This window comes from Streptomyces sp. NPDC001222, from assembly GCF_042896945.1.
Classification (GTDB): Bacteria; Actinomycetota; Actinomycetes; order Streptomycetales; family Streptomycetaceae; genus Streptomyces; species Streptomyces gibsoniae.
Genome location: NZ_JBIAXT010000009.1, coordinates 120,980 through 136,368 on the forward strand (window position 1 = coordinate 120,980; position 15,389 = coordinate 136,368).

General features: G+C 71.5%; 13 protein-coding genes and 1 tRNA gene. 8 read left to right on the forward strand and 6 right to left on the reverse strand.

The genetic code is table 11. The features are described 5' to 3' along the window. The first annotated feature begins 145 nt into the window (after window positions 1-145). Together orn and ACFY2Z_RS15250 are read left to right on the forward strand one after the other, a co-directional pair. Entirely contained in the window at window positions 146-748 is a 603-nt protein-coding gene (orn, locus tag ACFY2Z_RS15245) for an oligoribonuclease (protein ID WP_390744642.1), read from the forward strand. 111 nt (window positions 749-859) lie between these two features. Then, window positions 860-932: transfer RNA gene (locus ACFY2Z_RS15250), tRNA-His, on the forward strand. A 215-nt stretch (window positions 933-1,147) separates the two neighbouring features. Here ACFY2Z_RS15250 and ACFY2Z_RS15255 read toward each other — a convergent pair. Then, window positions 1,148-2,203, reverse strand: a complete 1,056-nt coding sequence (locus ACFY2Z_RS15255) for a LacI family DNA-binding transcriptional regulator (protein ID WP_390744643.1) — start codon at window positions 2,201-2,203, stop codon at window positions 1,148-1,150. 697 nt (window positions 2,204-2,900) lie between these two features. On the opposite strand from ACFY2Z_RS15255, the gene ACFY2Z_RS15260 reads away from it, so the two are divergent. The 4 genes from ACFY2Z_RS15260 (at window position 2,901) to ACFY2Z_RS15275 (ending at window position 7,780) form a co-directional block, all read left to right on the forward strand. Continuing rightward, the gene (locus ACFY2Z_RS15260; RefSeq protein WP_390744644.1) at window positions 2,901-4,226 is read left to right on the forward strand and encodes an ABC transporter substrate-binding protein; all 1,326 of its coding nucleotides are present in this window, start codon (window positions 2,901-2,903) and stop codon (window positions 4,224-4,226) included. Beyond that, entirely contained in the window at window positions 4,223-5,251 is a 1,029-nt protein-coding gene (locus ACFY2Z_RS15265; RefSeq protein WP_390744645.1) for a carbohydrate ABC transporter permease, read from the forward strand. Before ACFY2Z_RS15260 ends, ACFY2Z_RS15265 begins: the two co-directional genes overlap by 4 nt. After that, window positions 5,248-6,156, forward strand: coding sequence for a carbohydrate ABC transporter permease (locus tag ACFY2Z_RS15270; RefSeq protein WP_390744646.1), 909 nt, complete (start codon window positions 5,248-5,250; stop codon window positions 6,154-6,156). The genes ACFY2Z_RS15265 and ACFY2Z_RS15270 overlap by 4 nt, the downstream gene beginning before the upstream one ends. Before the next feature lie 196 nt (window positions 6,157-6,352). Further along, window positions 6,353-7,780, forward strand: a complete 1,428-nt coding sequence (locus tag ACFY2Z_RS15275; RefSeq protein WP_390744647.1) for a GH1 family beta-glucosidase — start codon at window positions 6,353-6,355, stop codon at window positions 7,778-7,780. Window positions 7,781-7,829: 49 nt separating this feature from the next. Here ACFY2Z_RS15275 and ACFY2Z_RS15280 read toward each other — a convergent pair whose 3' ends face one another. The 3 genes from ACFY2Z_RS15280 to ACFY2Z_RS15290 form a co-directional block, all read right to left on the reverse strand. Then, window positions 7,830-9,311, reverse strand: a complete 1,482-nt coding sequence (locus ACFY2Z_RS15280; protein WP_390744648.1) for a cellulose binding domain-containing protein — start codon at window positions 9,309-9,311, stop codon at window positions 7,830-7,832. Window positions 9,312-9,420: 109 nt separating this feature from the next. Then, window positions 9,421-10,824 (reverse strand): sensor histidine kinase, encoded by a 1,404-nt coding sequence (locus tag ACFY2Z_RS15285; protein WP_390744649.1) that lies wholly within the window; start codon window positions 10,822-10,824, stop codon window positions 9,421-9,423. Next, window positions 10,821-11,525 carry a response regulator transcription factor gene (locus ACFY2Z_RS15290; RefSeq protein ID WP_390744650.1) on the reverse strand — a complete coding sequence of 235 codons (705 nt, stop codon included), beginning with the start codon at window positions 11,523-11,525 and terminating at the stop codon, window positions 10,821-10,823. Before ACFY2Z_RS15290 ends, ACFY2Z_RS15285 begins: the two co-directional genes overlap by 4 nt. 130 nt (window positions 11,526-11,655) lie before the next feature. Between ACFY2Z_RS15290 and ACFY2Z_RS15295 the strand changes: the two genes are divergently transcribed. Then, window positions 11,656-12,195, forward strand: a complete 540-nt coding sequence (locus ACFY2Z_RS15295) for a hypothetical protein (protein WP_390744651.1) — start codon at window positions 11,656-11,658, stop codon at window positions 12,193-12,195. Between the two features lie 29 nt (window positions 12,196-12,224). Here ACFY2Z_RS15295 and ACFY2Z_RS15300 read toward each other — a convergent pair whose 3' ends face one another. Next, a complete protein-coding gene (locus ACFY2Z_RS15300; protein WP_390744652.1) occupies window positions 12,225-13,091 on the reverse strand; it encodes a spermidine synthase in 867 nt (288 codons plus the stop codon). An 84-nt stretch (window positions 13,092-13,175) separates the two neighbouring features. Further along, on the reverse strand, window positions 13,176-13,604 hold the full coding sequence (locus ACFY2Z_RS15305) for a hypothetical protein (protein ID WP_390744653.1): 429 nt from the start codon (window positions 13,602-13,604) through the stop codon (window positions 13,176-13,178). Between the two features lie 299 nt (window positions 13,605-13,903). Between ACFY2Z_RS15305 and ACFY2Z_RS15310 the strand changes: the two genes are divergently transcribed. Beyond that, complete coding sequence (locus tag ACFY2Z_RS15310; RefSeq protein ID WP_390744654.1) at window positions 13,904-15,376, forward strand: hypothetical protein; 1,473 nt, start codon at window positions 13,904-13,906, stop codon at window positions 15,374-15,376. The last annotated feature ends 13 nt before the right edge of the window (window positions 15,377-15,389 follow it).

Here is a 15,389-nt window from a genome sequence, read left to right on the forward strand (position 1 = left end):
CCGGAGCCGGGGACGGGCGGGATCCACCAGACGTGGCGCACACCACGCGGATCCCGCCCCCTCGGCGTGCCCGCAGGGCCGGGACCGGGCCTTTCTCCCTGCACGGGCGGTCCGCATGACCCGGGCGGGCCATAAGGTGGGACACATGAACGATCGCATGGTGTGGATCGACTGCGAGATGACCGGACTCTCGCTGTCCGACGACGCGCTCATCGAGGTGGCCGCGCTGGTCACCGACTCCGAGCTGAACGTACTCGGCGAGGGCGTGGACATCGTGATCCGGCCGCCGGACACGGCGCTGGAGACGATGCCGGAGGTGGTGCGTCAGATGCACACCACCTCGGGACTGCTCGACGAGCTGGCGGCCGGCACGACGCTCGCCGACGCCGAGGAGCAGGTCCTCTCCTACATCCGGGAGCACGTCAAGGAACCGGGCAAGGCGCCGCTGTGCGGCAACTCCGTCGGCACGGACCGCGGCTTCCTGGCCCGCGACATGCCGACGCTGGAGGACTACCTCCACTACCGGATCGTGGACGTCAGCTCGATCAAGGAACTGGCCCGGCGCTGGTACCCGAGGGCGTACTTCAACAGCCCCGAGAAGAACGGCAACCACCGGGCGCTGGCCGACATCCGTGAGTCGATCGCGGAGTTGCGCTACTACCGGGAGGCGATCTTCGTGCCGCAGCCGGGCCCCGACTCGGAAACGGCGCGCACGATCGCGGCCCGGCACGTGCTGCCCGCGCAGTAGCGTTCTTGACGGGGCCCTGACCGGGCCCCGGAGAAACGCTGGCGCGAGCACCCCGTCGGACCCTGTACACTTTTTCTCGGCCGGTGCGGAAAGCAGAAAACACCGGTCATGGTGGGTGTAGCTCAGCTGGTAGAGCACCTGGTTGTGGTCCAGGATGTCGCGGGTTCGAGTCCCGTCACTCACCCTCAGTAGCCAGCCGGTGACCCGTGGGAGCGGGACACCGGCTGGACTGCGTTTCGGCCACTGCACCCCGGCCGACCTGGGCCGACGCCCCGGAACGCGGGCCGGCCGTCGTGCGACGCACCCGGCGCACTCGAAGCCCTGGGGAAGCCTCGGCAGCCGGAAGGCACCCGGCCCTCGGTGGGCGCGGCGCGCGGACCGACGGCGTGGAGGCGCCTCTCAGGAGGAGGCCCGCTCGACCAGTTCCGTCGGCAGGACCAGCTGACGGCGTTCCGGGCCGCGTACGGCCGCCGGGCGACGGTCCGCTATCTCCTCCAGCAGCAGGTCGATCATCGCCCGGCCCATCTCCTCTATCGGCTGGCGCACGCTCGTCAGGGGCGGATCCATATGGCGGGCGATCACCGAGTCGTCGAAGCCGACCAGCGCCACGTCGTCGGGGATACGGCGGCCCGCCTCGCGCAGGACCTGGCGGGCACCGGCCGCCATCACGTCCGACTCCGCGAACACCGCGTCCAGAGCGGGCCGGCGGGCCAGCAGTTCCGTCATGGCCCGGCGGCCGCCCTCCTCGGTGAAGTCACCGCGGGCGATCAGTGCCTCGTCCACCACGCGGCCCGCGTCCCGCAGTGCGTCGCGGTAGCCGTCGATGCGCCGCTGGGCGCCGTAGACGTCGAGGGGCCCGGTGATCGTGGCGATGTGCGCACGACCCCGGGTGATCAGATGCTCGACCGCCGAGCGGCCGCCGCCGTAGTTGTCCGAGTCCACCGACGGCAGCGTCTCGCGCTCCGAGCGGGGGCCGCTGATCACCGCCGGGATCTCCAACTGGGCGAGGAGATCCGGCAGCGGATCGTCCGCGTGCACGGACACCAGCAGCACCCCGTCCACCCGGTGCGCCGCGAGGTACTGGGCCAGCCGGCGGCGCTCACGGTCGTTGCCCGCAAAAATCAGCAGTAGTTGCATCTCCGTGTCCGCCAACTCGGCGCCCACGCCCTTGAGCATGTCCGAGAAGTACGGCTCGGCGAAGAAGCGGGTCTCCGGTTCGGGGACGACGAGGGCGATGGCGTCCGTGCGGTTGGCGGCCAGTGCCCGCGCCGCCGTGTTCGGCACATAACCGAGTTCCGCGACCGCCGCCTCGACCGCCGCGCGTGTCGCGTCGCTGACCCGGGGCGAGCCGTTGATCACCCGGGACACCGTGCCACGACCGACACCGGCGCGTGCGGCCACCTCTTCGAGGGTCGGCCGACCGCCGCCCCTGCCCCGCGCTCCGTGGCTTGCCATGGGGCTCCGCCTTCCGCCGTCGTCTCACGCTGGCCTGGAATCTAACAGTCCCGTCCACCGCGGTGATCACTCGCGGCGAGCGCCGGACCGCGCGGCGCTAGGGCCTGCCGTCAACCTCCCGCCTGCTCCGCGACGCCATGCACGCTCCCCCACGCTCGGCTTCGCTCGCGCGGGCGGTACCCCCTCCGCCGCAGGGCCGCCCTTCGGGCGACGACGCGAGTTCGACGACGGGCCCCAGGGTGTGCTGCGACCGGAAAGGTTCACTCGCCCCCCAGCCTGGCGGCTGGGAGGTGCCCCCGGGCACGGCGCCTCGCCGCGTTGTCGCATCACCCGAGTACATCCGGTACACGGGCGATGCTCCGCCTTGCGAGGCTCCCCCACTGCCTGAAAGGCGTGGGGGCACCCCGCACCGGACGCCGCGAGCTTTCCGGCAAACCTTCCCGGCCACAGCACCAGCCGATGGCACCGCCCCGGTTCCGGCTAACAGCCCGATAACTGAACGCAGTTCTGCTCGTCAGCTCCCTTGACACCCCCGCCCCGACCCACGACTCTTCAACTCATCACATGTGGGAGCGCTCCCACAGTACCTGACCCATACACGTCCCGCACGTTCCCCGCCCGAGCCGCAGCGCGTACGAACGGGTCCAACCAATGCAGTTGGCCGGGGGGTCGGCACGTCAGGCAACAGGAGGACGCAATGCGCACGAGTACCCGCCGGTCCCACAGGCTGGTGGCCTTCGCGGCCGTCGCCGCGCTGGCCACGGGTCTGCTGGCCGGCTGCGCCAACGACTCGGACGGCGGCTCGCCGGACGCGAGCGGCGGTGGCGGCGGCAAGGGCAAGACCACCCTGACGATCGGCACGTTCGGCGTCTTCGGCTACAAGCAGGCCGGTCTCTACGACGAGTACATGAAGCTGCACCCGGACATCTCCATCAAGGAGAACGTCACCACCCGCACCGACGTCTACTGGCCGAAGGTCCTCACCCGTCTCCAGGCCGGTTCCGGTACGGACGACGTCCAGGCCATCGAGGTCGGCAACATCACCGAGGCGGTCGAGACGCAGGCCGCCAAGTTCGTCGACCTCGGCAAGGAGGTCGACAAGTCCCAGTGGCTGGACTGGAAGCTGGCCCAGGCCACCACCAAGGACGGCAGGACGATCGGGCTCGGTACGGACATCGGCCCGATGGCGATCTGCTACCGCAAGGACCTGTTCCAGAAGGCCGGTCTGGAGACGGACCGCACCAAGCTCGCCGCCCTGTGGAAGGGCGACTGGGCCAAGTACGTCGACCTCGGCAAGCAGTACATGAAGAAGGCGCCGAAGGGCACCAAGTTCGTGGACTCGGCCGCCTCGGTCTACAACGCGGTGCTGGGCGGCGCGAGCGAGCGCAACTACGACAAGGACGGCAACGTCGTCTGGGACAAGTCCGAGGGCGTGAAGAAGGCCTGGGACGTCGCCATGACCGCGGCGACGAGCAACATGTCGGCGAAGCTGAAGCAGTTCGACCCGACCTGGGACCAGGGCTTCGCCAACGGCACCTTCGCCACGGTGGCCTGCCCGGCGTGGATGATCGGCTACATCGAGCAGAAGTCCGGTGACGCCGGCAAGGGCAAATGGGACGTGGCGGCGGCCCCGACGGCGTCGAACTGGGGCGGCTCCTTCCTCGGCGTGCCGACGGCGAGCAAGCACCAGAAGGAGGCCATCGCCCTGGCGAAGTGGCTGACCGCGCCCGAGCAGCAGGCGAAGGTCTTCGCCAAGCAGGCCAGCTTCCCGTCGACCCCGTCGGCGTACGCGAACCTCACGCCGCAGGCCGACACCACCGCCTACTTCTCGAACGCGCCGCTCACACAGATCTTCTCCGACTCGGCCAAGACCATCCCCTCGCAGCCCCTCGGTCCCAAGGACAAGCCGATCGACAGCGCGATCACCGACGTCGGCATCCTCCAGGTCGAGCAGAAGGGCAGGACCCCGGCCCAGGGCTGGGACGCGGCCACCAAGGAGATCAAGGACGTGCTCGGCCAGTGACCCGCTCCCAAGAGGCTCTCGCGCACCCCGCGTCGAGCGCCGAGGCCGCGCCCGGCAGCCAGCCGGGCGCGGCCCGGGGCGCTCACGGTCGCGGTACGCCGCCGGCGGGCAGCGGCTCCTGGCGCAGCCGGCTGTACCGCTGGGACATGAAGGCGTCGCCGTATGTGTTCATCGCCCCGTTCTTCGTCGTCTTCGGGGCCTTCTCGCTGGTCCCGCTGCTCTACACGGCCTGGTACTCGCTGCACAGCGTGCAGCTGTCCGCGCTGGACCAGCAGACCTGGGCGGGGCTGGACAACTACAAGAACCTGTTCTCCTCGGAGTTCTTCTGGAACGCGCTGGAGAACACCTTCACCATCGGTGTGATCTCCACGGTGCCGCAGCTCCTCGCGGCGCTGTGGCTCGCGCATCTGCTCAACTACCGGCTGCGCGGCTCGACCGTCTGGCGGGTCGTGATGCTCACCCCGTACGCCACCTCGGTGGCCGCGGCGACGCTGGTCTTCACGCTGCTGTACTCCTGGGACGGCGGCATGGTCAACTGGCTGCTGCACTTCGTCGGCGTCGGCCCGGTCAACTGGCGGGAGTCCGACTGGGGTTCGCAGTTCGCGGTGTCCTCGATCGTGATCTGGCGGTGGACCGGCTACAACGCGCTGATCTACCTGGCGGCGATGCAGGCGATCCCCAGCGATCTGTACGAGTCGGCGGCCCTGGACGGCGCGGGGCGCTGGCAGCAGTTCCGCCATGTGACGGTGCCGATGCTGCGGCCGACGATCCTGTTCACGGTGATCGTCTCCACGATCGGCGCGACGCAGCTCTTCGGTGAGCCCCTGCTGTTCGGCGGGGTCAGCGGCTCCAAGGGCGGCTCCGAGCACCAGTACCAGACGCTCGGCCTGTACATGTACGACCAGGGCTGGATCATCGGCAACCTCGGCAAGGCCTCCGCGATCGCCTGGTCGATGTTCCTGATTCTGCTGGTGGTGGCCGTGGTCAACATGCTGCTCTCGCGAAGGCTGAGGAAGTCCCAATGACCACAAGTGATCTGACGCTGCCATTGACGCCCGGGAAGGGGACGTCCCGGGGCGAGCGGCGGCGGCCCCGGGTGATGGGCGCGGGCAGGCAGCTGGACGCGGGCCCGGTCACCTACGCCGTCCTGACCGTCTTCGCGCTCGTCTCGCTGGCGCCGCTGGTGTGGACGGCGATCGCGGCCTCCCGCACCGACCGCCGGCTCGCCGAGACGCCGCCGCCGGTGTGGTTCGGCGGGAACCTGTTCAAGAACCTCCAGGCGGCCTGGGACCAGGCCGGGCTCGGCACCGCGATGTTCAACTCGACGCTCGTCGCGGCCACCATCACCGTCAGCACGGTCCTGTTCTCCACGCTCGCCGGGTTCGCCTTCGCCAAGCTGCGGTTCCGGTTCTCCGGTGTGCTGTTGCTGCTGACCATCGGCACGATGATGATCCCGCCGCAGCTGGCCGTCGTACCGCTGTATCTGTGGATGGCCGACCTCGGCTGGTCCAACCAGCTCCAGACCGTCGTCCTGCCGACACTGGTGACCGCCTTCGGGACGTTCTTCATGCGGCAGTACCTGGTGCAGGCGCTGCCCACCGAGCTGATCGAGGCGGCGCGGGTGGACGGCGCGAGCAGTCTCCGGGTGGTGTGGCATGTGGTCTTCCCCGCGGCACGGCCCGCGATGGCCGTGCTCGGCCTGCTGACCTTCGTGTTCGCCTGGAACGACTTCCTGTGGCCGATCATCGCGCTCAACCAGCAGAACCCCACCGTGCAGGTCGCGCTCAACTCGCTGGGCACCGGGTATGTCCCCGACCAGGCGGTCATCATGGCCGGCGCCCTGCTCGGCACGCTGCCGCTGCTGATCGCCTTCCTGCTGTTCGGGAAGCAGATCGTGGGCGGGATCATGCAGGGCGCGATCAAGGGCTGACCGGCGCCCACGCCCGACCGGCTCGCGCGGGGGACCTCCCTCGCCGCCCCTGACGTCCGGGGGCCGGGTCACCGCCGCCCCGGCCCCCTTCCCTCTCCCCCCTTCTCCTCCCCACCACCGCGGATCCCCCGGACCCCCGGGCCCGTCGGGTCCCGCACCACCGTCGGTCTCCTCGACCAAAAATGGGAGCGCTTCCATGCCTGAGTCCGCAACGCCCGTGACCTTCCCCCCTGCCTTCCTCTGGGGCGCGGCGACCTCCGCGTACCAGATCGAGGGGGCGGTGCGGGAGGACGGCCGTACCCCCTCCATCTGGGACACCTTCAGCCATACGCCGGGCCGGACGGCCGGCGGCGAGACCGGTGACATCGCTGTCGACCACTACCACCGCTATCGCGAGGACGTCGCGCTGATGGCCGAGCTGGGCCTGTCGGCGTACCGCTTCTCGATCTCCTGGTCACGGGTGCAGCCGACCGGCCGGGGCCCCGCGGTCCAGCGGGGCCTGGACTTCTACCGCCGTCTGGTCGACGAGTTGCTCGCCCATGGCATCCGGCCCGCGATCACCCTCTACCACTGGGACCTGCCGCAGGAGCTGGAGGACGCGGGCGGCTGGCCGGAGCGGGACGTGGCGTTCCGGTTCGCCGAGTACGCGCGGATCGTGGGCGCGGCGCTGGGCGACCGCGTCGAGCAGTGGATCACCCTGAACGAGCCGTGGTGCAGCGCCTTCCTGGGATACGGCTCCGGGGTGCACGCCCCGGGCCGTACGGACGCGGCGGCTTCGCTGCGCGCCGCCCACCATCTGAACCTGGCCCATGGCCTCGGCACCTCCGCGCTGCGGTCCGTGATGCCGGCCCGCAACTCGGTCGCGGTGAGCCTGAACTCCTCGGTGGTGCGCACGGTGTCTCAGGACCCTGCGGACCTGGCTGCGGGCCGGAAGATCGACGACCTGGCCAACGGGGTCTTTCACGGCCCGATGCTGCACGGGGCGTACCCGGAGACGCTGCTCGACGCGACGGCCTCCGTCACGGACTGGTCGCAGGTGCGGGACGGTGACCTGGCGATCATCAACCAGCCGCTGGACGCGCTCGGCCTGAACTACTACACCCCGGCGCTCGTGTCCGCGGCCGGCGAGGCGAGGGCGAGCGGGCCGAGGGCGGACGGTCATGGCGCGAGCCCGTACTCGCCCTGGCCGGGCGCGGACGACGTGGCGTTCCATCAAATGCCCGGCGAGCGCACGGAGATGGGCTGGTCCATCGATCCGAGCGGACTGTACGACCTGCTCATGCGGTACTCGCGGGAGGCGCCGGGGCTGCCGCTGTACGTCACGGAGAACGGCGCGGCGTACGACGACAAGCCGGACCCGGACGGCCGCGTGCACGACCCGGAGCGGATCGCGTATCTGCACGGGCATCTGTCGGCGGTCCGCCGCGCCCTCGACGACGGCGCCGAGGTGCGCGGCTACTACCTGTGGTCCCTGATGGACAACTTCGAGTGGGCCTACGGCTACGAGAAGCGGTTCGGGGCGGTGTACGTGGACTACGCGACGCTGGCCCGCACCCCGAAGTCGAGCGCGCACTGGTACGGCCGGGCGGCCCGGACGGGCGCGTTGCCGCCGGCGACCGCCTGACCGTCCGGGGCGCGGCACGGGGGGGTGTCGCGCCCCGGGTCGGCCGGGGCTACTTGAAGGCGGCGAACGCCTTGGCGAAGGCGAACTGCTCCTGGGCGATCGAGCTGCAGGTCGCGTCCGCGGTGGGCTTGGGGCCGCCGGCGCACGCCTTGTCTCGGGCGGCCGACCACATCGACAGCCCGCCGAGGCCCTTGGACTTGGCGAAGTCGACCAGCTGAGTGGCGTCGTCGACCTTGAAGACCTCGGACGAGACGTCGTTGACGCCGATCATCGGAGTGACCGCGACCGTCTTCCAGGCGGTGCTGTCGGAGAGGGCGAGCACGCTCTTGATCTGCGCCTGGGTGGCGGTGGCGGCCTGCACGGCGTAGGTGCCCATGTCGCCGCTGTACGCGGGGCCGTAGTCCATCGCCATGATGTTGACAGCGGAGATCCTCACACCGTTCGCCTTGGCGTCGGCCAGGAGGTTCACACCGTCCTGGGTGAGGCCCTCGGGCATGACCGGGAGGGTGAACGAGACGTCCAGGCCCGGGTGCTGCTGCTGAAGCTTCGCGATGGCCTGTGCGCGGCGCGTGTTCGCGGCCGTGTTCGGCAGCGCGCCGCCCTCGACGTCGAAGTCGACCTTGGTGAGCTTGTAGGAGTCCACGGCCTTCCCGTACGCCGCCGCGAGCGCGTCCGCGGAGGAGCATGTGGTCGCCAGCTCCGAACCGGAGGCACCGCCGAAGGAGACCCGTACGTCGCCGCCCTTGGCGCGCAGGTCGCCGATCTGTGCGGCCACCGCGTCGCTGCCGATGGCCGTGACGCCGCCCCACTTGGGCGTGCAGCCGCCGCCGTCGGTGACGAAGGCCAGGTTGTAGTTCTTGACCCCCGTCGCGTTCGCGGAGGCGAGCATGTCGAAGGCCGGGAAGAGGGAGGTGTCGACGTACGGGGCGAAGCCCGCGCCGGTGGTCGTGCCGGAGTCCGAGGTCTGGGTGGGGGCCGGGGCGGCCGGGGCGCTGGGCGTCCGGGTGGCCGAGGCGGTGGGGGCCGGCCTTGTGGTCGCCGTCCGGGTCGGCGCCGGGGTCGTGGGCCGGGTGGGGCGGCCGCTCGGTTCGGGCGTCGCGCCGCCGTCCGCCGAGCACTTCGCTCCGTCTATGAGACAGCCGGTCGGATCGCCCGACCCGGTCACCACGAAGCCCACGGTCACCGACTCGCCCGCGGTCAGTCCGTCCTTGTCCCAGGACGGCGGTCGTACGGTGACATGCTGTCCGCTCACCGTCGACGTGCCGTCCCACAGGGAGCTGAGCTTGGCGCCGGAGGGCAGGTCGAACTGCAGCGTCCAGTCGTCCTTGGCCTTGCCGCTGGCGTTCGTGACGACGTACTGGGCGGTGTATCCCGTAGACCACTCGCTGGTCCTGGTGTACACGGCGCCGACCGCGGCGGCCTGCGCCGTGCCGGTGATCAGGATCGCCCCGCCACCGACGACGGAGGCGGCGACGAGACCACCGATCACCTTGTTCCGGACGCTGATCGTGCGCCGGTGCGTACTGCTCATCGCGTGCCTGCCTTCACTGCTCACGGGGGGAGGGTGCGGCAGCACGCTAGCGAGCCGGAATCGGTCAAACAGCCTGATCCGGACGCCGGTTGTGGATCTTAGGGTGCGCTTAAGGAAGGGATCGGGGACGGTTAAAGGTCGAGACCAATCTGCCGGGGCGGCGGCGCCGCACCGACCCCCGGTGCCCGCGCCGCACCGGGGCCCGCCCGTCCAGCTGGAACCAGATGCGCACCTCCGTGCCGCCCAGCACCGACGAGCCGATCCGCACGTCCCCGCCCGTCGCCTCCGCGAGCCGGCGCACGATGTCCAGCCCGAGACCCGTCGAACCGTCACTGCCCGAACCACGGCCGCGGGCCATCGCCGCCTGCGGGTCGGCGATGCCCGGACCGGCGTCCGAGACCAGCACGATCACCGCGTCCTCGCCGTTGTGCACGTCGACCGCGAACGCCGTGCCCTCCGCGGTGTGCCGGAAGACGTTTCCGAGCAGCGCGTCGAGCGCGGCCGCGAGATCGGCTCGGGCCACGGGTATCCGCACCGGGCGGTCGGCCCCGGCCACCCGCCACTTGCGGCCCTCGTCCTCGGCGAGCGCCGACCAGAACTCCATCCGCTCACGGACCACTTCGGCCGCGTCGCACCCGGCGCCCGGGCCCGCCGTCGCGGTCTGCGGCTTGGCCTCCCGGGCCGTGCGGATGATCGTGTCCACCTCGCGTTCCAGCTGCGCCACGGCCGTGCGCGTCTGTTCGGCGGCCGGCCCTTCGCCGAGCGAGGCCGCGTTCAGCCGCAGCACGGTCAGCGGGGTGCGAAGCCGGTGGGACAGGTCCGCCGCCAGCTCCCTTTCGTTCGCCAGCAGCTGTACGACCTGGTCGGCCATCGAGTTGAACGCGACCGCCGCCAGGCGCAGTTCGGTCGGCCCCTCCTCCGGGACCCGCGCCCCGAGCTTCCCCTCCCCCAGTTCGTGCGCGCCCTCCACCAGACGCTGCGCGGGCTGCACCATCCGCACCCCGAGCCGGTCGGCGACCGCCACCGAGCCGATGATCAGGGCGATGCCGACCCCGGCGAGCACCGCCCAGGCCGTGCCGAGTCCGTTGGTGACCTCGGAGTCGGGCACGTACACCTCGACCACGGCGATCGCACCGGAGCTGATCGCGGTGGGCTGGAGCAGCGTGGAGCCGCCCGGGACCTCGCTGGTGGAGGCGCGGCCCAGCCGGCGGGTGGCCGCGATGTCCTTGTCGGTGGCGCGCCGGCGGCCGATGTCGATCGCCTTCGTTCCGTCGCCCGCCGGTATGTGCACCGCGATCCCGTCGTCGGAGCCCGCCGAGGCCACGACCCGCTCCAACTGGTCCCGGTCGGTGGTGATGGAGAGCGCGGGCGCGATCGCGGCGGCCTTCCGCTCCGCGTTCGAGAAGGCCCGGTCGCGGGCCATCTCCTTGATGACCAGCCCGAGCGGGACCGCGAAGGCGATCACCACCATCGTGGTCACCGCCACGCAGACCTTGACCAGTGCCCACCTCATGGCCCGTGCTCCGTCCTCGGCGGTTCCAGCTTCACGCCGACGCCCCGGAGGGTGTGCAGATAGCGGGGCCTGGCCGCGGTCTCCCCCAGCTTCCGCCGGAGCCAGGAGAGATGGACGTCGATGGTCTGGTCGTCCCCGTACGACTGCTGCCACACCTCGGCGAGCAACTCCCGGCGCGGGACCACCACACCGGGCCGGCCCGCGAGAAAGGCGAGCAGGTCGAACTCACGGCGGGTCAGATCGAGCCGGACGCCGTCGAGTTCGACGTGGCGTCGCAGGGGGTCGATGGCGAGGCCGCCGACCCGGAGGACCGGCCGCGGGGCGGCCTCCGCCGCGACCGCTCGGGAGCGGCGCAGCACCGCCGCGATCCGTGCCGACAGGTGCTCGACCGAGAACGGCTTGGTCAGATAGTCGTCCGCGCCCGCGTTGAGCAGGCGGACGATCTCCGTCTCGTCGTCCCGCGCGGTGGCGATGATGACCGGTACGTCGGTGATGCCGCGCAGCATCTTCAGCGCCTCGGACCCGTCCAGGTCGGGCAGTCCGAGGTCGAGGATCACGACGTCGAAGGGGAGATGGGCGACCTCGCGCAGCGCCTCCAGCGCCGTGCCGACGCTGCGCACCGTGTGCCCGGCCTCGGTCAGGTGCCTGATGAGCGCGGAGCGCACGAACTGGTCGTCCTCCACCACGAGCACACTTGCCATGGGCCGCACCGTACGCCATACGGGGGAGCCCGGCCGGGGCCTGTGGACAACTCCGGTGCACCAACGGGACGAACGGAACTGTGTGCGACCCGTGAGACACGCATGGGGCGCGTGAGGCACTATGGCCCGGATGCTCAGAGGACTCGTACACGTACTGGCCTGGTCGCTCGCCACAGGCGCGGCGGTCACGCTGTCGTGGTGGGGTGTCCACACGGTGATGGCGGGCACCGCATACGACCCGCCGCGCGCCCTGCCCATCACGGCGGGAGGCGCCACGGCGCAGGGAGCCGCGGCGCCGCTGACGTCGTCGACGGAGCGGCCGGAGGCGTCGCGGAGCCCCCAGGGGCAGCCGACGCCGAGCCCGAGGCCGACCCCCTCCAGGACGGCCGGCACCCATCGCACACCGACCGCGGCCACGCCGTCGTCCTCGCCGTCCGTCTCCTCCCCGGGCCAGGTCAAGAGCTACGACACCGACGGCGGACGCGTGGTCTTCGACCTCGGTGACGTCTCCGCGACGCTGGTGTCGGCCACGCCCGGGGCGGGCTGGTCGATGCAGGTGTGGAAGACGGAGTCATGGATCCGGGTGGAGTTCACCTCGGGTGCGAACCGGGTGTCGGTGTTCTGTACCTGGCACGACGGGCCGCCGCATGTGGAGATCGGGAACTACTGAGCGGGAACGGGCGGTCGGCCGACCGGTGTTCAGCGGAACACCGAGGGCGGCGGCGCCGGTGACGCCACCGCGGCCGCGTCCGTGACCGTCGCCGCGCCGCCGGTGAAGTCGGCCAGTGCCCTGCCGTGCTCCACGCGCGCGGGATGCGGGTCCGAGGCGGCGCGCCGGGTCAGTTCGGCGACCGGCAGCGGATGGGTCGAGGCCACCAGGACGGCGTTGCCGAAGCGCTTGCCGCGCAGCACGGCCGGGTCGGCGACCAGCGCCAGTTCGGGGAAGACGGCCGCCGCGGTCGAGATCTGGCCGCGCAGATGGGCCAGCGGCGGCCCGTCGGCGAGGTTGGCCGCGTACACGCCGCCGTCCTTCAGCGCCCTGCGGACCTCGGTGAGGAACTCGACCGAGGTCAGGTGTGCCGGGGTGCGCGCCCCGCTGAACACATCCACGATGACCAGGTCCGCCCAGCCGTCCGGTATCTTCGCGAGCCCTTCACGGGCGTCCGTGGAACGCACCCGGATGCGGGCGTTCGGGTCCAACGGCAGCGCGCGTCGTACGAGTTGGACGAGGGCCGCGTCACACTCGACGACCTGCTGGGTGGAGCGGGGGCGGGTGGCGGCGGTGTAGCGGGCCAGGGTGAACGCGCCGCCGCCGAGGTGCACGGCCTGCACGGGACGGCCGGGCGGGGCGACCAGGTCGATGACATGGCCGAGGCGGCGCTGGTACTCGAAGGCGAGATGGGCCGGGTCCTCGAGATCGACGTGCGACTGCGGGGCGCCGTCGATGAGCAGGGTCCAGGCACGCGCCCGGTCCCGGTCGGGTACGAGCTGGGCGAGCCCGCCGTCGACCGCCTCGACGACGGCTTCGGCGGCCTGCCCGCGCCGCGCGTCCCGTGACCTCCCCATCCCGCCATTATCAGGGGCATCCGGGGGGTCGGCCGCTCGGGGCCGACGGGGCCCGCGGGGGGATTCCGCGCTGTCCGCACGCGCTTACCGACAGTTGTCCGCGGCCTCGATCAGCCGCGCCGCCTCGCCGAGCGCCTCGCGCAGCACCGCCGGGTCCGTGGCCAGTTCCGCGTCGCCGGGCGGGAGCAGCCAGCCGGCGCCCTCGGTCTGGGGCCGCTCCGCGACGAGACTCAGGCCCTTCCCGTCCGTCTGGATGCAGGTGCTGCCCGGGACGTCCCATGCGTCGGCTGTGCCCGGCGGGACCAGGAAGCCGAGGGTGTCGCAGCCGCCGTCGTGCAGGACGGGGCCGACGCAGTCACCCGCGCCGCGGCGGAGGATGTCGACCGCTTCGAGGCCCTGCCGGGCCGGGACGGTCACGAGGTCGGGAGCCGGGTGCGGCGGTGCGCCACGCTCCGGCGCAGGGCGCGCGGTCGACGACTGCGTACCGAACTCGGTGCTCTGCCTGGTCTGCATCCCGGCCTCCAACGGAACCCCTCCTCGACGATGAGTTGGGTCGGGAGTTCGGGCGGCTCCCGGTCCACAGCGTTCAACGCGGTGGAACGTCAACGGCAACGGCACAACACCGCCGTCAAGGATGGCAGTTCATGGCAGATCGCGCATGAGATATCCGGTTTGTAGCCAAACCGTGCATGACGGCACCCGCGAGGCAGGTACTTTCTTGCACCGCCGGACACAGGGAGCCAACTGGCACCACACGGACAAGCCATCCTGAATCCGGCATGGTTCGACGGTTCGCAAGAGAGGGCCCGGCCATGAGTACGTCCCAGTCCCCCAGGCCACCGCGGCCGAACCTCGCCTTCCGGCAACTGCGCGGACAGCGCTCGCCGAGCGAGTTCGCCGCGGCGGTGCGGCGCGCCGCACGCGAGATCGGCGAGCGCGTCAGCTGTGACGCTCGTTACATCGGCCGGGTGGAGGCGGGTGAGATCCGCTGCCCCAACTACGCCTACGAACGCGTGTTCCTCCATATGTTCCCCGGTCACACACTCGCGGACCTGGGATTCGCCCCTCGCTCTTCCGTGCGCGGAAGGGGGGCGCACACCGACGAGCAGGCGCCCCCCGTGTGCCGCGGCGACGTCCCGCATGCTCCCGGTGAGACCCCGAGGGTGTGTGAGACGTATGACATGCGGGACACCCGAGCCATCCACGCAACGTACGAGTCGTACGGCACACGCCCGGACGACGAAGAGAACCACGAGGAGAGCGACGTGCAGCGTCGCGCATTCATGACCGGGGGCACCGCCACCGTGGCGGTCGCCTCCATGAGCCCGCTCGGACTCACCGGCGGCGGCACCGTGACGGCCGCCGAACGCCCCGTCCACCGTGCGGGCACGTCCGAGGCGAACGCCCTCGAAGAGGCCGTACGCAAGATCAGACTGCTCGACGACCGGCACGGCGCGGACGGCCTCTACCGACGCGCGGCGGCTCCCCTGCGGGCCGCCTACGCGCTGCTCGACGCGGGCACGACCCGGCAGGCGGTCGCGGAACGGCTGTACGCGGGGGCGGGTGAACTGGCCATCTCGGTGGGCTGGCTGGCACACGACTCGGGGCGTTTCGACGACGCCCGCTCGCACTACGCCGAGGCGTTGGCCACCGCCCGGATGTCCGGGGACCCGGCCCTGGAGGCGCACGCCTTCTGCAACACGGCCTTCCTCGCCCGTGACGCCGGCCGGCCACGGGAGGCCGTACGGACGGCGCAGGCCGCCCAACGAGCCGCCCGGCCCCTCGGCTCGCACCGCCTGATGTCGCTGCTGGCGCTGCGGGAGGCGGGCGGCTGGGCGGGGCTCACGGATCGGGCGGGCTGCGAGCAGGCGCTGGCCCGGGCGCAGGCCCTGTTCGAGCGGGGAACGTCGGACGCCGACCCCGAGTGGATGACCTTCTACGGAGAGGCCGAGCTGGAGGGCCTGGAGGCGCAGTGCTGGTCGGCGCTGGGCGACTGGCCACGCGCGGCCCGGCACGCCCGGCGCGCCGCGCATCTGCAGGACCCGCACTTCTCCCGGAACATCGCCCTGTACACCGCGGAACTGGCCGACGACCTGGCCCGCGGCGGGCGCCCCGACGAGGCGGCCCAGGCGGGTCAGCGCGTCCTGGACCTCCTGGACCAGGTCCAGTCGTCCAGGATCCTGACCATGCTGGCGGGCACCGCGCGCGTGCTGCTGCCGCACCGGCGTGCATCGGGGGTGTCGGCGTTCCTCGACCGGCACGCGAGCCTGCCGCGCATGGCCTGAGGAACACGGTGGC